14 protein-coding genes are annotated in these 22,706 nt (G+C 45.3%); 2 read left to right on the plus strand and 12 right to left on the minus strand.

From position 1 onward, the window contains the following. Nucleotides 1-29: 29 nt before the first annotated feature. On the plus strand, nucleotides 30-1,202 hold the full coding sequence (locus ACZ1GZ_RS01730; RefSeq protein WP_472666700.1) for a hypothetical protein: 1,173 nt from the start codon (nucleotides 30-32) through the stop codon (nucleotides 1,200-1,202). An 11-nt stretch (nucleotides 1,203-1,213) separates the two neighbouring features. Here the strand turns inward: ACZ1GZ_RS01730 and ACZ1GZ_RS01735 are convergent, their stop codons facing one another. The 11 genes from ACZ1GZ_RS01735 to ACZ1GZ_RS01785 all read right to left on the minus strand — a co-directional run bounded on the left by ACZ1GZ_RS01735 (nucleotide 1,214) and on the right by ACZ1GZ_RS01785 (nucleotide 15,385). Next, on the minus strand, nucleotides 1,214-2,197 hold the full coding sequence (locus ACZ1GZ_RS01735; protein WP_472666701.1) for a hypothetical protein: 984 nt from the start codon (nucleotides 2,195-2,197) through the stop codon (nucleotides 1,214-1,216). Between the two features lie 53 nt (nucleotides 2,198-2,250). Continuing rightward, nucleotides 2,251-4,374: a hypothetical protein gene (locus ACZ1GZ_RS01740; RefSeq protein WP_472666702.1), complete on the minus strand. Its 2,124-nt coding sequence runs from the start codon at nucleotides 4,372-4,374 to the stop codon at nucleotides 2,251-2,253. 28 nt (nucleotides 4,375-4,402) lie between these two features. Then, entirely contained in the window at nucleotides 4,403-4,819 is a 417-nt protein-coding gene (locus ACZ1GZ_RS01745; protein WP_472666703.1) for a hypothetical protein, read from the minus strand. Between the two features lie 128 nt (nucleotides 4,820-4,947). Further along, nucleotides 4,948-6,240 carry a hypothetical protein gene (locus ACZ1GZ_RS01750; protein ID WP_472666704.1) on the minus strand — a complete coding sequence of 431 codons (1,293 nt, stop codon included), beginning with the start codon at nucleotides 6,238-6,240 and terminating at the stop codon, nucleotides 4,948-4,950. A 112-nt stretch (nucleotides 6,241-6,352) separates the two neighbouring features. Next, a complete protein-coding gene (locus ACZ1GZ_RS01755; RefSeq protein WP_472666705.1) occupies nucleotides 6,353-6,835 on the minus strand; it encodes a response regulator transcription factor in 483 nt (160 codons plus the stop codon). 355 nt (nucleotides 6,836-7,190) lie between these two features. Further along, nucleotides 7,191-8,996 (minus strand): serine aminopeptidase domain-containing protein, encoded by a 1,806-nt coding sequence (locus tag ACZ1GZ_RS01760; protein ID WP_472666706.1) that lies wholly within the window; start codon nucleotides 8,994-8,996, stop codon nucleotides 7,191-7,193. Nucleotides 8,997-9,398: 402 nt separating this feature from the next. Beyond that, nucleotides 9,399-10,037, minus strand: a complete 639-nt coding sequence (locus tag ACZ1GZ_RS01765) for an SH3 domain-containing protein (RefSeq protein WP_472666707.1) — start codon at nucleotides 10,035-10,037, stop codon at nucleotides 9,399-9,401. A gap of 12 nt (nucleotides 10,038-10,049) precedes the next feature. After that, nucleotides 10,050-10,379, minus strand: a complete 330-nt coding sequence (locus ACZ1GZ_RS01770) for a hypothetical protein (RefSeq protein WP_472666708.1) — start codon at nucleotides 10,377-10,379, stop codon at nucleotides 10,050-10,052. After that, nucleotides 10,376-11,779: a hypothetical protein gene (locus ACZ1GZ_RS01775; protein WP_472666709.1), complete on the minus strand. Its 1,404-nt coding sequence runs from the start codon at nucleotides 11,777-11,779 to the stop codon at nucleotides 10,376-10,378. Before ACZ1GZ_RS01775 ends, ACZ1GZ_RS01770 begins: the two co-directional genes overlap by 4 nt. A gap of 1 nt (nucleotide 11,780) precedes the next feature. Continuing rightward, entirely contained in the window at nucleotides 11,781-12,371 is a 591-nt protein-coding gene (locus tag ACZ1GZ_RS01780) for a hypothetical protein (protein ID WP_472666710.1), read from the minus strand. Beyond that, entirely contained in the window at nucleotides 12,368-15,385 is a 3,018-nt protein-coding gene (locus tag ACZ1GZ_RS01785; protein WP_472666711.1) for a vWA domain-containing protein, read from the minus strand. The genes ACZ1GZ_RS01780 and ACZ1GZ_RS01785 overlap by 4 nt, the downstream gene beginning before the upstream one ends. A 114-nt stretch (nucleotides 15,386-15,499) precedes the next feature. Between ACZ1GZ_RS01785 and ACZ1GZ_RS01790 the strand changes: the two genes are divergently transcribed. After that, nucleotides 15,500-16,030 (plus strand): hypothetical protein, encoded by a 531-nt coding sequence (locus ACZ1GZ_RS01790; protein ID WP_472666712.1) that lies wholly within the window; start codon nucleotides 15,500-15,502, stop codon nucleotides 16,028-16,030. A gap of 328 nt (nucleotides 16,031-16,358) precedes the next feature. Here ACZ1GZ_RS01790 and ACZ1GZ_RS01795 read toward each other — a convergent pair whose 3' ends face one another. Further along, on the minus strand, nucleotides 16,359-22,646 hold the full coding sequence (locus tag ACZ1GZ_RS01795) for a hypothetical protein (protein WP_472666713.1): 6,288 nt from the start codon (nucleotides 22,644-22,646) through the stop codon (nucleotides 16,359-16,361). Nucleotides 22,647-22,706 lie beyond the last annotated feature (60 nt).

The following is a 22,706-nucleotide window of genomic DNA, read 5'->3' on the forward strand; positions in this document are numbered from 1 at the left end:
GTTTCTTGTTTGAGGTTTAAAACGCCTTTATGGAAAACAACGACCAAACCACATGGGACCTATTTGGAGATTCAACTTCGATAGAACGGAACGAATATGTTCCCATCGCCGTCAAAATGAAGCCAAGTTATAAGTTTGCTTTGGCTATCGTTTTTGCAGGATTTTGTTTCCTCATACCTCTAGTCATTCTTGATATGCTGAACCTCACGCACAACTGGCCTGACTGGGTGTCCCACGTTGGAACTTTCTGCATGGTCCTGATATTTGCCGGAGGTGGATATTGTGCTCTAACGGAAAATGGCAGCCCAGAAGATAAAACTAGAGACAGATTTGGGCTATTATTTCATGCCGTCGCATTAACTCTGGGAACAACGCATCGACATTTTTTCAAACCCATCCCAATCAACCTTAAGCGCGGCGCTAAAACTTATGGCGAAAGAGTTGCTGAGATCAGAGCAAAGCTTGATGATGCGACTGCAAAAAAAGCCCACTATCCGAAAATCCCTGATTGGCAAGTCGCTAACCTTGCAAAAGATATTTCTCAAAAAACACAAAAACACCCCATCGTGATGGCTGCTGATCCTTTTGCCGTGGCCATAGTCCACAACATTGAAGAATTTATGTGGCCCAGCATTGCAATAGCTGCGCCCCTTAACCCGACCATAGGCATTTGGGGCATACATGAAACAAAGCCATTTTGGCTGGCACTTGAGGGATTTGATCAAGATTTTAGGCGTCCTGATCTATCCCAGGCAGATATCTCGTTGCAAAACCTTAATGACCTAGCAATGCCCGCCAGTGAAACCGCAACCGTGATGTTTGTTCTAGGATTGCATTTGAAACGCGACACAAAAATTGAGGCAATGCTGACAGGCGACATCAAAATCATCAAGTTGAAAAATGATAAGGATTTAGAATCTATTGAATTCAACGACATGTTCAAAGTCAACCTAATCAAAGGTACTGAGCAACAACTCTATCAATCTCTGACGCCAGCTACACAGGTGAGCCTGATGTCGCTGCATACAGATTATTCGGTAGAAGCGTACATCAAAAAAGATCAACTTTTTCTACGCGGATTGATTGGCATAGACTACGACAATAAAGACAAAGCATCTTTGCAACGCCAACATCGTGTGCTCGAAGCTAATTTGCGATCTATCTTGTCCAAAAGCCAACAGCTAGTCAGATATATTGAATAATTTTTAATTTCTCACTGCGGCAAGTTATTTGCTACACGATCATACATTTCAGCCGTGGCAGCCAGATAAACACTGCCGCCTCGCCCGCCATTGGGTGATATAAGCAAACGAGCTTGATTGCCATTAAACCATATTTGCGCATCAAATTTAAAACTATCATGTGCCGCAACAAACGAACTTTCCCAGAGTTTATGTTCGGTCTGCTTGTCAGCTTCCGCAGTGAGATTGAATAGATTTTTGCCGCCTTCTTCCATGGTGTCACATATTGTCTCAATTGGGGTGATCTTGCGCGCCAGATTTAAACAACTCGTCTTGGATTTGGAAACGATTGTAAGTTCTGCATATAATTGTTCAGCACTGGGCTGACGCAATATAAGCTTCATGCCAGCATCACCCAACACTTTATGAGATACGCTCACGATCTCGCCTCCGCTCACGCCGCTGGAGCCGCCGCCATTTGAATTAAGCGGTGTAGGCTCTCTTCCCGGGTCATCAGAATGAAGTCCCTGCTCATCCGCTTTACCTGAAAGGGGGTCAGGTTCTTTCTTGCTTTCTTCTTCTGACTGTTCTTGGCCCTTTTTTCGTAGTTCCTCCGCAATTGGATGAATGACAGGTGGTATTTCTTCGTTACGCCGACAATTGCTATCGCAATAGGGGAATCGTCCGGCAAAAGCCAGCCCATTATCTTTGTCCAAAACATCCATGAAATAATAGATATTCCGATGCTTTAAAACATACTGCCATGGATGACCCCCAACTGCAGTCCGCTCGGTGATAAGTTCATACAATTCAGGGTTTTTCTCATAAATTTCTTCTGCATGTCCCAATTGGCGCAGTAAGCTCATCGGCGGCATAGGTATAGGAGGTACAGTTGCATTATATGTAAGCAGGTTTTCTCTCACATCCTCATAGCGCCGTCCAAGATAGGCATATTCAACATCTGTCGAATTTTCACCATGGCGACTAAAAACAAAACCATAATCAGTCGGAGACATTGAATAATCTACGCCCGGCTCTTTTTCAAAGCACCATTCAGCAACTGCCTCTGTTATATTACCATCAATTGTATAGTTGGCTTGGGTGTTAAAGAAACAAAAAAACCCTTATCTTGCGGGACATTCAAAAGACCAGCTCGTGGAATGGGATCCAAAATAATCCCCGCAACATATTCTTTTTCGGTATCTTCTTCGCAGCTTTCATTAGATTCATCATTTTTAAGATGAACATCTCGGGTGAAGGTTCGAGCGTCCAAATTTGACTCTCTTAAAAATTCTCCTGATAAACGTACTTTGAGACTAACTGTACGATCACGACATGAACCACCCACAAGATCACTTGTGAGATCGCTTGTATCCAATCTATATGTATTGGCATCCAATTGTTCTCCCATAATTGGAAGTAATGATTGATGATATGCATTAATCTGTGTCCCCGCCTTGGGATCTGAATTGATCAATGTGATTTTATACGTCGCGCTTTCACCGTATTTGATTTCGGAAGGTCCCTCAAATTCGACTTCAAGTTCTGGAATTTCAAGTTCTTTGGTCGGCCAAGGATTTGGAATATTATTAAGAACTAAGTCGATACTTGGGTGAAGCAAATAAGGATGGGAGCCAGCCTTTAATCCAATTAAATGCAAATCGGATTTTTCAAGTAAAGATGCAAAGCTGTTACCTCCCAAGAGCATGAATTCTGAATAGGGGGATTTGGTGATGTCTGTTTTACACTCGACAGGAGGAAATTTTGCGCTTGGGTCCATCCCGTTATAAAGCTTTGATAAGCCCACGCCCTCCCAACCGCCGACACCGGTACTGAATAAGACTTCAGCTAATCCCTTTTCAATTTCCGATGAAAACTTACCGGCTTTCATCACCTTATCAGTGATCACTGAACTCGGGGATTTACTAATGACACTTGCTGCATTCCATGCCCAATCCCAACCTGCTTTTGAAACATCCCAACCGCGGGTTCTAGTTGTAATGGTTACCTTTTTAATCTGAACAACAGGATTGGCGCCTGAATCCTCATAAATGGGATAATTCTCTTTTTCGGTTTCCATCCGAACAAACAATGTTGGCAGCATCCCACCCAAAAAATCCTGTTTCATGGAATACATTGTGAACGCTGTGCCAACAGCGCCAGAACTTGCTTCTGCGCCTTTGCTTCCAGCAAAATGGAGACCAGCAAGCCCTGCCGATAACTGCGCAGTGATTTGAGCTGCGGTATAATATTTGTTGACGTCTTGGTGGGAGTGAATATTCCCTGATGACCCTTTTTTGGACAATATGATGAGGTCACGCCCGTTATCGGGGCACATAATGTCTGCCCATGATTTGGCAACAGCTCCATTATTTTGCGCAATTATTTTGTGTTCCGGGTTTGGCAATTGAGAATCAAATAGTCGACTATTATAAATGCCTGATGACACATCATTCCTATGCTGAGTTACAGCAGCATATTGCAAAGGGGCTGGCTTTAGCGGATTAGGATCAAACCTTAGATCTCCACGCATGAATTTATTGAGTTGGATATCTTGATGAAGGTCTTTGGTCTGCTTTGTTAGATCCACCAAATCTATACCGTGATGCAAAAATGCTGCAGCAATACCATCCAATCTAAATTGCATATTTTCATCTGCGAAATAATAATCCGCGGCAGCATCCTCGTTTAGTTGGTTGACATATTCCACCATTTCTTCAGGAAAGAGCTCAAAGCCAGCCTCATTGCTCAACGAGTTGCCAGAGAAAGCCAGACCCTCAACACTATCAATCAGTTCTAAATAACCACCCTTTTTAATCGTATGGCGCTGTATGTTAACAGGCATATCCTTACATAAATATTCCAGTTCGCTTGTCTCAGATAGTTGGACAGCCGAGAAAACATACTCCTCCCCACGAGCAGGCAGAGGCGGAACAACAAAGCTCATATTGGTTTGTTGTTCCGAAATTATAATACCTGGGGCGCTAAAACTTTTTGACTTAAAAATTGGGATTATGGCAAACTTGTCCGGATTTTCCCCTTCATCAATGATTTTAGTGACTTCTATTTGGCTAAAAGTAGTCAAAGGGGCATTGGCAACCGCCTCGCAAACGGGATGCAGTTCTTCATCTTGTGCATAAATTGGCGACAAGTGAGACAGAAATATAAGAAGAAATGCGATCAGCTTTTTCATGAATGATACCTGCGCCTGGGGAACCAAGCTAACAAGGCGCGGTGACGCGAATATCTTTAGGTCTAGCAAAGCCACCGCCCCAAAGATTGCTCACTCGCTGATAGGGTCTGTTACCTTGATCCAAACACGTATAAACAATCCGTGCCTTACGCTTCACTTTACAGCCAACCAACGTGAAAGTAACCGTGCTTCGCAACGTGCCACGTGGATCAATTCCATGGGATCGAATACGATCGAAACTCCAGACATTGTTCCACAAGGCGCCATCCATATTACGCCAAGTTGCGTTTGCCCGTGTTCTTGATTGAACAAGAAGGCCCATATGTTTGTTTGATTTATTAGCGACTGTTAGATTGACTTTGCAATTTGCAGCTTCTGCTTCATCAATTGTTGAAAAAGTCGCAAACGAAATAGCCAGAAAACCAGCAAAAATAATATGTTTCATGCCTCTACTCCTTTGTTGGAGTTCAAGCTAACTGATGTTTAAAACATCCAAATCACTCATTTGGGTGACAAGGTAAGAATGAGACTCTGCGCCCGATAGAACAATGCCATAACGCTTGATTGTTGAACTTAAGCAGTTTTGGTAACGCGAGGGGCATAAATCATCACCAACCCATAAACGCCGCTTGCAACCAAAAAGCCAACGAGGGCTGCAATATTTTCATCTATCAGAGTAAATCCGCACGCAGCTAATAAACCTAACCACATGGAAGACGTGGCAGCCGCTGGATTAAGATTTTTTAAGAAAAGCGCCCCAAATGTTGCAGGCAAGAAAACGACCAACGAGTTAAATGCTGCAATAATATTTGTTAAAACATCACCAATCAAGATTGCTGCAAGCGCCGTGACAAACACCAAAAACACGATCAATGTCCTCAGTTGCTTCATCGACCATTTTTGCCCAACAGCCGACGCAAGAGGCATAATAAACGTATCGATAGATGACATAATACAGGCGATGAACATCGCGTTTGCCAACCAGGTATATCCGCTTGGTAGCAGGCTTTCAAAGCTCTCATAAACCGATGTGTTTTGCGACCAATATCCCACATATGCGATTGTTAAAAAAATCACGCCACAGACCAGTGCAGCAAAAAGATATGAACGTTGTGCAACCTTGGTAGAGCTCGCAATTGTGATGCGTTGCCAATTATCTACCGCCAACACCGCACTAAAGGGTATGAAAAGCCAGATACCAACTAAAATTGCCGGTTTATAGGGCTCAAAATTGAAAAATGGTTTACCAGTCCCCTCCAGTGAGGGCAGTCCGATAATTGCTAGCGCAACAACCGCCACAATGACAAGTGATTGGATAATGTCAGTTTCAACAGCCGCGCGATAACCGCCAATCACAAGATATAATGCAATCAACCCAGCAACCAAAAGAGTGATCATTGTTTGCGACCCTCCAAAAACTTGAGTGGCAAGAAACCCAAGTGCTGCAAGTTGCACTGCAGATCTTATTATGAAAACAATAGCAACAGGGAACCAGATTGCTGTTTTTGATTGGCTATTGTGGCTCAATGAAATTAGATCGATAAGCCCCACAGAACCAAGCTTTTCTGCTTTTTGCTTGATCCGCGGCACCATAATGGCACAAATAATTAACCCAAAAGTATAGGCCCCAACAATTGAAAACCCTATAACAGGGCTTTGGCTCGTGAACAAAAAAATAGCAATGAAACTACCTATGCCAACATTACCGCAAATTGCACCCGCAATCGTCGCAATATATCCATTGCACCCATCATTTGTCAGGTAAGTATTTAAAGAATTGTGTCCTTTGCTTCGTGCACCCTGCCAAAGTACCAATGCAAGTGGCAATACAAACAAAATAAAGACAATCGCAATAATCGATTCCATCACAAACCCCAAAAACGTGGAAAGCAATCATGCAGGTTTCATGATTGCGAATGGAGCATATTTAACGGATAAATTGACGACAGAGCCTCACCGGATCCGGTGATATAGAATACTATTTTACGGCTTCAGAAATATAAAGGCGCACAGCTTCAACGTTTGAGCTAACATTAAGCTTCGCATAAATATTTTTGATGTGAGTACCAACAGTGTTTTCAGAAATATCGAGGTTTTTTGCAATTTCCGGGCGCGATGCACCGACAGCTAATTGTCCGATAACTTCGCTTTCTCGTGGACTGAGCTGATCCATAATTGAAGCTGGCTTTGGTATTTTACTCTCTCGAAAATTGAGATTATTTCCCAGCAACTCTTCAAAACGCCTATGGGTAACGAGGCAAAAAGAGCGCAAATTCTCAACCTGTGGCAAATGCTTTTCTTCAAATGCGTCTCTTTCCAGACCCGTGCCAAGATTAAATCCACCAAATTTGGGAGAGTGGCGCAACCGCATAGGTATGCCCAAACCAGATTTAAATCCAAGACGTTCTGCACCTTTAATTAGTTCCATTGCCGATTGTGGCAAATAAGGATAGTCAGGCAAATATGAAGCCCCGGTTTTGGTGACAGAATAGTTTTCGCAACAATAATGTAAGAAAGGGTCGTACGGATTTTCAGTATCTTGATGCAAATTCAAATTTGCATGTGCATATAAAACGTGCTTGGGAGAAGAGGCATACAGATAGATAAAATATTTAAACCCCATTTCCATTATGGATTGTTCAAATATCTTCCATACTGAATCCAAATCATCACATTTTTCAATTTTTTCAGACGCCGAGAGCAAAGAATACAATTTTTATAAACCTTTAAAACAAGCAGATGTAATCTATACGGATTATATCGGAAACCGTTCACTCCATTTACAACAAAATCTATATTAATTTTCCGATTAGCAACTAATTGCCATCTGATAAGAGACCGATTGGCCCTTTCAACAGGCGAGAGGTAAGTTCTGATTGGCCCTGGACACCGATTTTTTCATAAACTCGCTTGAGATGTGTGCGGGCCGTATTAATGGAAATTCCCAGTTGCGTCGCCATCTGATGAGGCGATAGACCATCAATAATACAACACGCAGCCTCCGCTTCCTTAATTGTTAAACCATAGGCAAATTGAATAAGCTCTTGGCGCAAATCATGATCTTCGTTCTTTTCCGATTCGGGTGGGCGAAGAATAAGGACGCCTGACGCACCGCCGCGCTTCAAAGAAGTTTGTTTCAATGCTTGCGGCCGAAAGTGAAACCCGACCGGTGTCTCATCTAGCACCAGCAGCGCTTCGCCCGCTTTTGTCTTACATTGACTTATAAATTGGCTACTGATTTGCGCCTTAAGCAGATTTGAGAGCTCGTCTAAATCAGCACTATTCTCCATGCCATCAGAGATAGCACTAAAGTTTTTGAAAAACTGATCATTGGCGTAAGATATGGTCATATCATCAGATACGATTGCCATTCCGATGCTTAATCGATTAATGACATTTTGCAGCACCGCCCCGAGGGCAGCAGATTGCATAACCTGTTTATTAAGCTGAAACGAACGTTCCCAATGGGGCATAATTGCAAGCAAAATTGCTTCAAGCTGTTTTTCATCCAACGACTCGTCGGTCGAAATCGCATAGGCAACCCGATAGAGGGTTTCTATCCAACGACTTTCATTATCAATGGCATCGTAACATAGCTCAACCAGTTCATCAGCACTGAGTTCAGCATCAAAACTTTGTAATCCAAGTTTATTTAAAACATTGGATGTGATTTCAGTTAAGTTACCTAAATCATCTTTAAATTCGGTATGAAGACAACCCGAGACCCACTGGTGAATAATGGTCGAAATTCCAAATCTTTCTTCTTCAATGACCAATCCTGATCGGCCATTTTCAACACAGTGAGCATCAACGTTAGATATGCCCATATCGATGAGATGTTCTCTCATCTTGGCAACAAATTTGCCATTTGCAGTCACCGGATCATCTCCGCCATATAAGATAAGTATAGATGTTCCATCTTTAACAGAAACCTTGTCTGGCCATTTCCACGCCTGATCAATACCCCGAAACATTTCATGAAAATAACCCGTGGTTGGCGTGGGCCATGCAAACTCATCATCAAGCAACATATCTGTAATCTTGCGATCACTTGAAACAACATCGATCAAGCGTTCTCTATCAGCCAATCTTGCACCAAAAAAAGAGTATAACTGATTGAGAATTAATTCATCCGGAGCATCAACCGGATGTAAATGCGATCTAGCTTTTGCAAAACTGCGCCCAAGCTTTAACAGCGCTGGCTGGTTGGCAGGAGGGGTTACAAACACAATATGTTTGGCAAGGTCTGTCCAGGTTTTTAATACCTCTATTGTCAACGGAGCACCAATATTTGGAGCCACTACTAAACGATCTTCCCAACTGGTTCCCGCAAAAGCGGTTTCATATCCAAGCCTTAAATCGTCAACTAATAAATCCCACCCGGAATTTAAGTCCATATGGGCGAGCGGCGCCCGTGGACCAGAGGAAAAACCATGGCCTCTTAAATCAGTGCCATGAACCGTCCAGCCTTTTTCACAAAGCCCGAGCATTGTTGGTTTCAAATTAAGCGTATGTTGGGCCTGAGAATGCGTAATAAATGCAACTTTTTCTGATTGATCACCCAAAAACATTCGGTGCATCAATGCAATTCCATCTTTTGTTACAACATTCTTAGTTTGCACATTATTCTCCTATTTGCGCAAAGCTTAGATTATCACCTATGAACCGCAGATGAATAGTACATTGATTTTTATTGCCATTTTTTTATTCAAACAAGTTGCAAGTAAACTAGTTTATTGAAAATCTGTTCTAATTTGAGCTTGTGAACCTAATACGCATTTAGGCAATATGATATTTTTGTAAGAAACCACACAAAAACTATGGAGACAAGCACGAGAATAACAAATCGATAGACGAGTGCAATTATCTTCACCCCAAAAGGTTTGGGCTGCTAGTGTTTAGCAGCCCATCAAAGAGTTCTCATATAAACAGTTTGCAAAATAATGGATAGTAGAATTTTCGAAGTTTTACAAAGCAATTAAGAGCCGAGCCGTCACACAAATTGGATGAGACCCCAGATAAATCTATTTCAAATATTGGGAAGATACCCAGCCAATTATCTTGTTTTGTCTGATCAAACACCAGCCACTGTTACAACTTCCAATTTTTTCAATGCCGCAGCTATTGGCAGTGAGGAATCCGACTTTTCCAGCCGCACTCGATGGTCGTGTGCGAACATTTAAAAAACTGTTCACGCCTGTAACGCACGTCCCTTTTGCCACAGGTGGCTGGGGTGCTGGCCCGCTCGAAATCCTTACAAAATTAAGATTGGCATTTGAACCATCATAAGTATTGTTCACAATCCGGCAACTCACATTTGAAACGACCGGAGCTGCGCCCTTCAGTTTAAAATCTCTTCCGGGGTACAAATCCCCATAGACATAGTAATCGACCTCACCACAATTTGCATTGAAGATGCGGGCCTGCCCATCAAAATATCCGTCTTGTATGCGTCCATTTACAAGCAAGGTTCCCGGCCTCACTCCCACGCCTTCAAGACCAGGTCGTGGTTTTTGATAAAATATCTGCACCTGATCACCATTGACTGAAAGTTTCATTTCTGAGCCATTGTGAAGGTAGTTATAGGTTTGAGCAAAACCCGTGCTAGTTACTATAAGTAAGAGAATATTGGCTAGAAAGCCTGCAAATAATTTACAACGCATTGGAAACTCCCACTATTCTGGAAATAAATATCGCCCGGGCACCCAGCCAGCGATCTGAGAATTTGTGATTTGGCACCAAACAGATGATAAAAGCCGGATGCGAGTATTTTGGTCTGCCTCTTGAAATCTGAGTGAATCGATATCTGGCGTACATGCCATCATGTCCAAACCAGCTGCATTTGTAGAAATTTCGCCACTCACACCTGAATTGCGGTTTGGTTCAAGTCGGAGCTTAATTGATCGGTTAGCTGGCACTTGGTGGAAACTATATTTAACCGAATATATCCCAATAGCTGGGACATCGCCCACATCTTTGGGATCAACACCTCTTATGGGTTTCACAAGCTCGATGAGGAATATTTCATTGTCAACAATAAGGGTGCCAGTTGCGTTACCCGCTGACACTTTTCCGGCAATTTCAAAGATAATTCGTCCGGACTTTGTTTCTCCTGATTGGCCTGCATAAATATCCAAATCGAATGCAAGCGCTTCATCTGTTTGCGAGACAAGAGTAAAGACTGTGTCATGATCTGTGCCAGTTTCAAAAAAACTCTTAACATGCCGCTGGCGGCAATATCGTTGCCATCTGGCGACAATATTATTGTTCCCAAATTTTCACTTGTTTCATCTAATATTACAAAGCTACCGCTCATGCTGGATGCATTTGGTAAAAGATGCGGAGGCATAGGTGCACAGCAATCTATATTTAGATTGTGGCTAACTTCAATATCATTTGGCAAGTTGATTGTTCTCACAATATATCCTTGGTCAACATTGCCGCGATATTTGTTTGGATTATTTTTGACATCCAAAAAAACAGCATCCTGACATTGTGCATTTACACACAAATGCGGGCGTCCATTTGCATAGGCAGAATAATCGTAGCCGCGATCTTTGTGATGAATTGATGCACCGAAGTAAGTGGCTTCACGGTTCAGCCGTAGAATACGATCATTGCGGTCACCCGGCAGGCGGAAAGTTGCCTCAATTGTCTCACCAATCTGGCCTCGATTTATGATTCTAGTACCGGTTGTTTGCACATCGATAAATCCTCGGTCATTAAACTTGCCAATAAGCTCTTCACAAAATTCAGCATGCATGACCGCGGGGCAATTATGTTCAGACCCACGATAAACTGAAATATCAACGCCTGCAGTGTTTGATCCTTCATAATGAATGACCTCAACTTCAATATCATAACTCTGACCAAGGCCGGACAGTGAATATCCACCATATAAAGCACTAAGACCTGAACGAGCGTTTTGGCTAACGCCTGTTCCAGAGCCTACAACCGCATCGATCCATCTTTGAACGTCTTTTTCGGTGAAGTTTGGATCGCCTGTGGGATAGACAACCACAGATGGCCGTGCAAATTTAAAAGCAGATGTGCGAGACCGTTCTCTGGCAGCCGTCCAAGCTTTGCCCGAACTTGCATTGGCCAACGCATCTTTAGACCAATTCCAGGAACCCTTTATTCTTTCGCCGGTTTTAATCCATTCAATTGTACCCCACCTGCCATCATTATAAACAAACACTGCACGCGCTTTGGAGCCATCTGCACTGACTTTGCCTTCAATAACACCTCGATTTTGATAATCTCCATAAAGGCGCTCACCAGTTTGTATAAGGCGCAACTGACCAAAATTTGAGTTCCAGTCGCCAGTCCAATCATTGGCAAGCGCAGATGTCATGAGCGAAATGATCAGACAAAAGGCCAGCATGATAGATTTATAAATATGCATTTTATCGTCCATATTGAATTGTTTCATTATCGATATATTGGGGCGCGGATGGCTCACCATTTGGATATGCCAAAATGGCTTCAATGACATTTGTCCCATTTGTTAATTGACGGTCGACGGTTAACTCTCCATCTGGGCTCACGCAGGCATAAAGCAATGAGCAAGTCTTACTATCGGGTAAGCAGGCTTTGAAATGCCCGTCCCCAATCGGGGAATAATCCATACCTCCTTGCGCTCCTATCGGGTTTGGCGTACCGGGAGCGCCCTCATGCATCACACAATTTTCAGGCTCACCATCCCACTTAGAACATTCCATCCAAGACTTGAATTGATACGGATTGCCATCTACCGGAGCGCCCAATTGCTTTAGCCAAATTTGTCCGCGCCCGGGAAAAACAACTGGCTGCATCAAACATAGGTTCTCACCAATATTGCCAACTGTTTCAAGACTTTCATGCCCCTCAATGAGCGCATAGATACCCAAGGGCCGTGGCAATTCAGATATTTTATATTGTTTCGTTGATCCTTCTTGTGCCTGCCCATAGGTACACGACAACATCAAGACAGTAGAAGCTAATAAATGTCGCATCATTTCAAACCGTCCTTATAGATATTGTTATTTTTGTCGTAACCAATCCCAATCTTGTTGCCATCGTCACGCGTGATCATGAGCTCATATAAGACTTTACCACCGGGCATAATCTGGTTTGCATCAAGCTCACCGTTGGGATGAAAGCAGGATGCAGCAATAGATTTTTTGCCGTCAGCCATGGTTAAGTCATAGTGATTGTCTCCCATGAGAATTGATGTGAAGGACATTGCATCTTTTTGCCCAGTCGCAAGGTCTTCAATGGAACAATCAAATGTTGAACCTGAAACCTGACAATTGCCAAGTGCCGCCGTTTTAAACGGATTTTCATTTTCACTCTTTGGCGCTTCAAATTTTTTAAAGGCAATCGTATGATCAGGATAAATTATAATCGGTGCGCGCTGGCAGGATTGCACATGTAAAAAATCACTTGTGATATCATCAATCGATGCTCCACTGCCATCAAATCGAAATATACCAAATACTCTATTGACCTTATCGGTGAGTGACACCTTTTCAGTTTTTTCGCTTGGAACAACTTGTGGCGAGGTCGGGGCAGGAATATCTGAGCCTTGACCGCCAAGCGTAAGCTTTTCAAGCAGATCAAAACGAACACGGCTGCTAGAATTCTCCGTCACCCAAAAGGTTTTATTGTCGCCAAAAGTTTCAAATTCCAATCTGTAACGCCCAGCACCAAACGAAGCTGATCGATAGCCCTCGAGAACCAAATTTTTGATTTTTTCCAAAGGCACGACGAAGCTATCGGGATAACAGCCCTCGCGGCCGCACCATCCATCTTCCAAAAGGATCGTGACATCGTCTAGCCCGTCCATCACAACAATTTCTACAAGTGGTCTTTTTTGCGCATCTCCGAATTTAAGAGATATGCCAGATCTCTTCTCAGGATCAGCCGGAGCAACCGGTTCTGGATCAGTCTGAGTTTTAGGTTTATCAAGTTTTATACGGTCAAAAAATGTGAGTTGCGTACGCGGATATCCACCACCACTTATGGTTACTTGTTTGTCATCTCCAAAGCTCGCAACATCCAGAGTAAATGCATTCAGACCTGCTCGTTTGGTAACAAAGCTGTTTTCCAACAAAAGATCCCAGAATTTTGCAGGCTCACGCCAAACATGTTCCTCGCAATCTGCTGTTCCACACCATTCATTGCGAAGAATAACATCAGCCATTCCTGATCCATCTTCATTCTCGAAAACAACAAACAGTTGCGGCTCTAAATCAGTATCTACGAAGACATAAGCCGTACCGCTAAGGCCATCCAAATCCTTTTCCCAATCAGAAACAATTGCAGGTGGCGTTATATCATCGTCCTGTTCATTTGCAGGCTTATCAGTATCAAGGCTTGAAAAATCAGCTTTTTCAACCAAGCATCCATTGCGCGTGACTTTCAAAATCTCAACACAGGGACTATTGTCAGGTTGGCTAAAATAGCCCTGATCATCCGCATCTAAAGCGAGACTTTCGCCCACCTCAACAATGAGATCTTCAAAATCACCAGGCACATTAACAACTACTTCACTACGACGCTTGCCATAACCCTCGCCACCGACATTGGTGATGAAACTACCTGTCGGGAGATAAAATGGCGTTAGCTGATCTTCTGATCGACCACCACCGCTGACCCAATAATTACGCCCCGAAGGCACCTTGTCATACCAATAAGTTGTTTGACGTTTCACCGGTTGCCCGCTTGTCTCACGTGCATCGATAAAAACCCGTGTGGCATCAAAGGAAAAATCAAACTCTGTCTGTCCACCAGCCGTTAAATTAAGAACCCGCTCGACAGAGGTACCACTATCAATATTGCCTCTTATTAAATAAGAACCAATCGATAAAGGTAGGGAAAGATCAGATGTTTCAGTGAGTTTAACAAGCGGGTCTTGTGATGTTTCACCGCCCTTAAGAGGAAAAATCTCTAAATTAAAACGCGGTCTTGATCTGCCAACAGCGGTGGGAAACGCATCGCCCTTCACCCACGCAAGTTTTGGGTTGATGAACAGATTAATCTTAACCGTTGAGCCCAAAATAGCCTCAACGACAAATTCTCCCTCACCTTCAGGGATATCAAAAGCATAGGTGATATCTGTTGCTGACGCATCATTACGATTAAGGCGTGCAACATAACTGCCCGGCTCAAGTAATCCAGTAGCTGAATTTCCGTTCGCTTCAGGATAGCTGAGTTGAAAATTTTCATTGGCAATATCCGTGCCATCATCACGTTCCAGATAACCAGACAACTGGCGGATACCAATCAGGTCTCCGCCCTCAACATCCCTAAATAGAAATCTAACATTACGCTCTGCGGCAATTTCAGGACCAAAATCATCATCACTATAAGGGATAGGTTGCACCTCAACAGTTTGCTGAAGAGCGTCTTTCAATTCATCGGCATTTTGTGCCGGCAGATAAAGCCCGCCCGTATTGTCGGCAAGGCATTGCACCTGACGGCCTTCTTCTTCCGTTAATCCAAAGCCAACCACATGGGCGGTAAAACCAACACCTGCACTTTCAAGTTCATTAGCTAACGCACAAGGGTCGGCGTTACAGGTTTCAATGCCATCGGTGACCAAAATCACAGTGGCTGCATTTTCGGTATATTTTAATTCTTCCGCAGCAATGCGCACAGCGTCAGACAATGGTGTCTTACCTTTGGGTAAGAGTGCGTTGGCAACGTTAATCATCTGAGGAACGGATTGATTGGCAGGACCAACAGGCACAACGGTTTCAATGTCCGCACAAACGCCTTTTTGCCGGTGACCATAGGCAATCATCCCAATTCGGTTTTGTGCAGGCACTTCGCTCAAAACACTTGAGAGAGTCTCACGAGCGATCTCAATCTTTGCCTTGCCCTGAATTTGCCCCCACATGGACCCAGAGCCGTCAAAAACAACTATTGTATCAGCAACACTACCAATATCTTGAGCATTGGCATTTGAAAAAGCATTTAGTGCTGCCGCTATAAAAAACGGCACAGCAAATCGCGCTGACGTTCGCATTTCTCATCTCCATGTTTTTGGTGATGCTTAGCAAGCAGTCAAAGCAGGCAAGTCACTCATATGGGTGACTGAAGCGAGAATTGGCGTTGTTATATTGGCCAAAAAGGAAAAACAATGAAAATTTTTAAATCAACTAGAACAATAATTGCGATTGGCTGCTTTATGACTGCACCTCTTGCTGCTCAAGATCTTTTAACACCACTTGGGCCAGGATCTAGTTTGCAAATCGGTGATATTTTGCCCGGGCATATTGCACAAAACAAAACTCTTCAAATAGAATTTTCCGAACTTGAGCAGAATTCATTTGTTCTTGAAGCCAGTTTCACTCAGTCAGGAGCTGAATTTGATCCAATCATGATCACAATCAGCAACAATGAGGCGTTTGTAATGCCTTCAAGTGATACAATCACAAACATGAAACAAGCTTTTGGCGAAAAATCTACTGGTCATTTGGATTTTGACTATGGCAATGACATGCTATGCATGGGCAGTAGGGAGGAGCTGTTATCAATGTGTATTGTAGATGAAATGCTCGTTTCTCTTCAATCTGACCAGCAAATCGGCACCCAAAACACTTATGATCAGATCAAAGAGTTCATGTTTGAATTCCAAAGCACGATAAACGATCATATGGAAAAGTCCTAATTTCTATTTTCCAACATCGATTTTCTAGCACAGTCCTAGCACAGTAAAAACAACCAATAGAAAACACAGAGCAAAAACGTAATCACCATATTTGCCAAGGTTAGGGTCGGGCGTTCGAATCGCCTCGCCCGCTCCATTTAATTATCTGATTTAATTGAATTTTTACCAAAAAACGTGTAAATTTTAATTGGCATAGCCAAATATTAAGCGATTTTTGCCACAAACCTCTCAAATACCGACCTTCTCCTAGAATTGATGCCATTCCCGATTTAGTTTTTGATCAAGCTAAACTGCTTTCAGGCACGCCCGATTTCCTAGAACTGGCTCTCTAGAAATTCATACTAAGTTTAAGACCGCCCTTGTGGCTGATTGTCGAACTTGAAAAAGCGCCTTCATAATCAAATCTGACATTGAAATTGTCCTCGGTGACAATGTGAAGTCCAGCTCCAATGATGGCGGACACGTCTTCGCGATCAATCTCCAATTCCATTTCGGTCGATGCTAGATTGCTATCAATCAGAAATGAAGCCTGCTTGTAATCATTGAGCGCAAACCTTGCACCAGCATGCAGATAGGGGCGCAGTGCGGTTCCATCATCGGTCTCAAATTGTGTTGATAAGCGGAGGGTTGGCGTTAAATCAAATAGGAAGATATCATTCTCAGGCACGTGTAGATTGGCCGTGCCTGCACCGGTTTCGGTATAGCCAAAGTCATGGATCCATTCTGCATCAAAATCAATGGTTGGTCGTACAAACAAACCACCAAGATCGAACTCCCGCGCCAGACGTGCGCGCGCAGACACGGAAAGTGCGCTTTGGTCAGAATCAGCTTGAACGAGATTGGAGAAAGAATTGACGTTGCGGATGCCATCAGCCCAATCATAAGCACCGGACAAAGACATGGATGCCAACCATTGGTCTTTATTGTACTTTAAAACAGCCCCAGCGTGAACACGGTGGCCATCACTAACTGATGTCGGAGCCTCAAAAAATGTTCTCTCATAGCCAAAACCGACGCCAAAACGTAGCCTGTCAGAGATTGCACGTTGGGCTCCGCCGACAACGCCAAATTGCCAGCTTTCGGTAGCATCGGAGGTGTCACGACGCCAATTGCTCACACCGCGAAACCAATTGCACTCGCCTTCAGCAATGACCGCCCAAACACCAGTCGATACGCCGCAGCTTTGCAGACTGTCCATCATGTATGATGTAGCCACTGAATGGGTGTTAACAACACTGTAGTGGCTGCTTGCATCAATCATGTGAAGCGCATCGGATAAGCCATCCAGCGAGTAGGTGTTGGCAGCTTCAATAAGCATGGACTGAAGATGGTCCTCCTCAGAATCATCGCCGGTCTTGACTTCACCATTTAGCCAAAGCTGCACATGTTTTTCAGCCGCCTCGGCCAATATACGATCATTTCCAGTCAGCCCCGCATCCAAGAAACTAACATCAACATCCGTGACCGATACGCTGTTTGCCACGTCATCTTGCATAAGTTTCATTGCCACCGCTAACGGTGTGACTAATTGATCATGGTCGATATCAAGCGCCTCTTTTGTCCTCAGCACTTCAATTGGCTTTGATAATTTGTCAAATGAGGATATTCCAAGCCGAACTTCGCCCTGACCAATATCCATGGTGCCAACGGAAATCGACTGGCCGGTGCCTTTGCCAGGATTAAGCATAAGGTAGTGCTTGCCCTCCTTGCCCAGCGTGTAATCATTAATCCCTGTCACATTCCCCCAGATATTACCCGCATTTTTCAGGTCGATATTATCAGCTGATATGCCGTGGATACCGCCATAGACATGGCCGGTTGCTGCAACATCAATGATGCCATAGGAAGCTGCGTTCATTGCGATGGCGTTGCTTTTGACGTCGAGATAGTCATCGATGGCAACGGTGCCAGAAATGGTCAATTCGGCAGCCCCCAAAGCATCATGAATATCGATGAGGGGCGTATCTTTATCTTCATGGTGGCCGAGCACTTTGCCGTTGTTTTCAACAACCACGGATGTCAGCACATTCGTTTTAGGGGCACCATGACCAGAGCCATCTGTGATGGCATTGAGTGTTTTGATGGCATGGGACTGCTCACCAAAAACTGATATGTTACCATCGACAATAATATCAATTCCTTTTGCACCAGTTTCCCGATTTGCCGACTGCGCTTCAATACCATGAGACATGGTTCCATAGGTTTTGATATCACCCATTTGGCGAATGGTCACAGTGCCCACATCCAAGACGTCATCTTCATCAATATAGGAACCACCCAAGACACCTTTGCCAGTATCCGTTTGATAAAGCACTGTCGCACCAAGGCCGGTGAAACCATAAATGCCATTGGCGAAATCGCCCTTTGTAACAAGATTTCCAGCCGACACGATGTCGATATCACCACCGCTTTCATTGGGATTAGGTTCACTATTGAACTCGGTAGAAAGATCAGTTGCGCCATCAAGCAACACCAAGCCGCCCCCGCCGCCAACTGATTGGGCGAATATGGCATGGGCGCCATCGCCGGCAGTGGTGACATCAAGTGCTGAAGGCATATCGTCTGATCCGATCGAAATACCCCCACCATGACCTCGCCCAGTGGCGTTTAATGACAATTGTACGGCTGTTTCATCGGATTGATGTGAATGGGTCACTAAACCGCCGCCACCACCAACTGATTGGGCTAATACACCGAAGGCATGATCGCCCTGAGTAGTAACTATTCCACTTGCCGACACAGTGATATCTCCACCATCAGCGGTGGGGTGATGACCGTCTGTCTCGAGTTCAATACCAAAAGCGATATCCAAATCAGCGCCGGTCGATTGCGTGTGACTGGTACCACCGCCCGCGCCCACCGATTGCGCGACAATCCCATGAGACAGAGCACTCTGAGTTTCAATTGACCCTGCACCACTGATCTCAACGGTGCCACCAGCACTGCCTAAAGACTGCGTGCCACCCAATAAGATATCGATCTGTCGATCATTCACAAACGTCTCTTGGGCCGCATAGCCGCCACCAGCTCCAACCGACTGAGCAAACAATCCAATAGACCCAATACCAAAGGTTTTAACAGCAGAATCATGATCGATCATAACCGCTCCACCATCACCAGATGACCCTGAGCTGCCAGCGAGTTCGGTTTTGGCGCTGAACGACACATCATAGTCAATCACTGGGATGCCAACTGTGAAAGGCAAAACGGCACCAGCTATACCACCGCCCCCGCCGACAGACTGCGCAAAAATACCCAAAGCCGCATCACCTGATGTCTGAATTGCTCCATTCCCGGCAAGGCTTGTTACAGAGACAGCGCCCCCATCCTGGCCATCACTACCTGAACCTCCCAACTCAATTGAATGTCCTTTGGTGATCGACGCATTGTCATATTCCCTTACCGATCCACCAATCCCACCACCGCCGGCAACAGACTGTGCTACAATGGCATGGGATTGATTGCCCGTTGTTGTGATAATTGCATTGCGTTTTACATCTACATCAACTTCACCAGCTTTGCCTCCGCTACCAGCGCTACCGCCGATACTCAGTATCAAATCATAGACGCCACCGGATTGTATTGTCGTGTCAGTAGCACTATCTTCACCATCATCATCATCGCCACCGCTCACACTGGCAGAACCATAACTCACAGCTGTCGAATTGCCACCTTCACCACCACCGCCACCAATCGACTGGGCGATCAGACCATAAGACAAATGGCCCGCAGTGTAGATGTTTGCGTCATTGTCTAAAGTAGCCGTAACTTGACCGCCATCACCGCCTTCGCCGCCGCTGCCACCCAAGGCCAAACTTCCTGTGAGACTAGTAGCAGAACCACCTTCACTGCTTTGAGCACGTGACAAGGACAGCGATACAACGCTGCCGCCCGAACCGCCACCGCCGCCAATCGACTGCAGCAAGACACCATGGGAATTGTCTCCGAGTGTCACCACCTGACCAGCCTGATTAAAAGTCACGGCCCCGCCATTGGATGCAGTGCCACCTGCCCCGCCCAGGGAAACATCCGCAGTGATCGAACGTGCGTCACCCTCATCTCCAGCATTGGCAAATGAAAAATTATAATCGTGAACGCTGCCGCCACTGCCTCCGCCTCCACCAACAGACTGGCCCACGACACCGTGGGCGCGCGCGCCGGTGGTACTGATGTGACCTGAATTATCCAAAGTCACTGTGCCCGCCAATCCACCATCACCACCATCACCGCCATGCCCCAGACCAACATTGATTGTTTGCTCACCATATACAGCTCCCAAACTGGTGGAGTTGCCACCATGGCCACCGCCACCGCCAATGGATTGCGCTAGAATACCCGTGGATTGCGCACCAAAAGTGGAAATATCACCTTCATTGGAAGTGGTGACATTCATGCCGACGCCACCACTGCCGCCATTCCCTCCTAAGGTGAGCTGAGCATTTGTGGATATACCTTTGCTGGCAGCACCTGCCAGCCCCCAAGCCGAGCCACCGCTTCCACCGCCGCCGCCCACCGATTGTGCAACAATACCGGCTGAATTGGTACCAAAGGTACTAAGGCTGCCAATATTCGAAACGTCTACCAAGCCGCCATCACCACCTTCTCCACCATCCCCACCGATGGTTGCTGTGATGCTAATGGCAGAACTTTCATCTGCCGATACAGCGACAGCGACACTATTGCCGCCGCTGCCACCGCCACCGCCGATGGATTGCGCCAAAATTGCTGCTGAATTGTGGCCTTGCCCAATGCCATCCTCATCGATTGTCCCTGTACTGATCGAGCTATTCGCATCGACACTGACCATGACAGCACGCCCATCCCCGCCATCACCACCTGAACCACCGATAGACAATGATGCGCTGACCTCGGATCCACCTGAAAAAGCGGCTGCTTGGCCACCGTGCCCACCGCCGCCGCCCACCGATTGGGCCATAAGCCCTGTCGAGTGATCCCCTTGGGTTGTAATATGGGAACTACTCAGGGCCGTGACATTAGAAGCACATTCTATGGTTGGCGTATCTAAGTTTAGGCATGGGTCAGCGGTAAAGAACGAATCTCCCACGTAAAAATAGTCATTTAAGCCTCCATCACCACCGCCACCGCCAGAACCACCAATAGCTCCTGAAAAACCCAAACCAACTGATGATGCATCACCACCTCGGCCACCACCACCACCAATGGTTTGATTGACGATCCCTGCAGCATGATGACCTGTCGTGCTAACGCTTGCATCAGTCAGATCGATATTAGTTTTACCGCCATCGCCGCCCGTACCGCCAGAACCACCAATGGAGAAAGCAAGCCCTGAAATACTACCACCATCCCCACCATTGCCACCTACACCGCTTGCACTAACACCAGCGGAATGATCACCCGATGTTTTTATGTGGCCGCCGTGCAAAACCTCTATCTCACCCGAATGGTTGCCATCTCCGCCATCACCGCCACTGGTCCCAATGCCATCTCCGCCACTTCCAACACCACCATCACCACCGGTGCTGGCAACATGAATACCATCACTTGCGTTGCCTGTGGTTTCAATGCGCCCCATGTTCTCGATAAAAACATCACCGCCATCACCACCAATACCACCATCCTGACCATCGTGTAATGTGCCAGCGTCCCCAGCATTGCCGCCTCGTCCGCCGATTGATTGGGCAAAAATACCGTCTGAATCAAAACCCGATGTGAGAATATTGGCAGCAGTACCATTGAAGATCGCTATAGAACCTGCCTTGCCGCCATGTCCGCCATCGCCAGGGCTACCATTATCACCACCATTGCCGCCACGCCCGCCGCGAGAGGTGGCCCAGATGCCATATCCAGATGCTTCCATCTGGTTATCAATGTTACCTTGATTGACGATGACAATATCACCGCCCAGACGGCCTTGGTAACCATCGTCCGCGTCTTTATCTAAAAAGTCATCACCATTTTTACCACTATCCCCATCGCTGCCGATCGAATAGGCGCGAATGCCTGCTGTCAGCGGTTCTGTAAATTCAGATGGACAACCTAGCTGACTGGTGGCGCATTCACTCTCCACACCCAGCGCTCCAGTGTTATAAACAGTGATCATTGGCGTGGGTGATGCATCGTCAGGATTAGAAAAATAATCGCGAATATTGTCAACCGGGTTGTTCTCTATAATGTTGGCTAGATCACTATCATTTTTCTGATCAATTTCGCTTTTTTCTGAAACCGTGTCGTCGGAGATGATGCCGCCAGTGGTAATATCGATCGGACCAAGAGCGTGCGGGAAAATATCAACTGGCACCGGAAGGGTATCATCCGTCACATTAGCAGCGATATAAGACGCCATTGGGATGCTAAATGTATTGTCTACATTATTGTTCACTTGTACAACTGGAATTGTCGTAAGCTGGTCTACATAGTCGTCGGGAGGGGTGTATGAATCGCTATATCTGAGGTGGTAAGCATAATTAACGAACATACTGGATGAGTCAAACACGTAAGTATCTTCATCGCTTGCCAAATGGTTTGGTGGAGTATCATCATAGGCCATAAGAGCAGTGGGCAAGAGGAGAGAGCTTGCGGCAACAGATGACAAAAGCGCGATGCGTGAGCACTTAATTGCAGTAAATATACCCAATTCAACCCCTCGTACCGTAAATATACGGAACACAACCCGAATCACAACCAAAAGTAACGT

This window comes from Lentilitoribacter sp. JB5-8 (genome assembly GCF_055693385.1).

Excerpts from the sequence above, each read along its gene's own strand:
- ACZ1GZ_RS01775 (WP_472666709.1), bottom strand. The coding sequence starts at position 11,779 with ATGCATATTTATAAATCTATCATGCTGGCCTTTTGTCTGATCATTTCG.
- ACZ1GZ_RS01730 (WP_472666700.1), top strand. The coding sequence starts at position 30 with ATGGAAAACAACGACCAAACCACATGGGACCTATTTGGAGATTCAACT.
- ACZ1GZ_RS01780 (WP_472666710.1), bottom strand. The coding sequence starts at position 12,371 with ATGATGCGACATTTATTAGCTTCTACTGTCTTGATGTTGTCGTGTACC.
- ACZ1GZ_RS01765 (WP_472666707.1), bottom strand. The coding sequence starts at position 10,037 with ATGCGTTGTAAATTATTTGCAGGCTTTCTAGCCAATATTCTCTTACTT.
- ACZ1GZ_RS01790 (WP_472666712.1), top strand. The coding sequence starts at position 15,500 with ATGAAAATTTTTAAATCAACTAGAACAATAATTGCGATTGGCTGCTTT.
- ACZ1GZ_RS01750 (WP_472666704.1), bottom strand. The coding sequence starts at position 6,240 with ATGGAATCGATTATTGCGATTGTCTTTATTTTGTTTGTATTGCCACTT.
- ACZ1GZ_RS01745 (WP_472666703.1), bottom strand. The coding sequence starts at position 4,819 with ATGAAACATATTATTTTTGCTGGTTTTCTGGCTATTTCGTTTGCGACT.
- ACZ1GZ_RS01735 (WP_472666701.1), bottom strand. The coding sequence starts at position 2,197 with ATGTCTCCGACTGATTATGGTTTTGTTTTTAGTCGCCATGGTGAAAAT.
- ACZ1GZ_RS01785 (WP_472666711.1), bottom strand. The coding sequence starts at position 15,385 with ATGCGAACGTCAGCGCGATTTGCTGTGCCGTTTTTTATAGCGGCAGCA.
- ACZ1GZ_RS01740 (WP_472666702.1), bottom strand. The coding sequence starts at position 4,374 with ATGAAAAAGCTGATCGCATTTCTTCTTATATTTCTGTCTCACTTGTCG.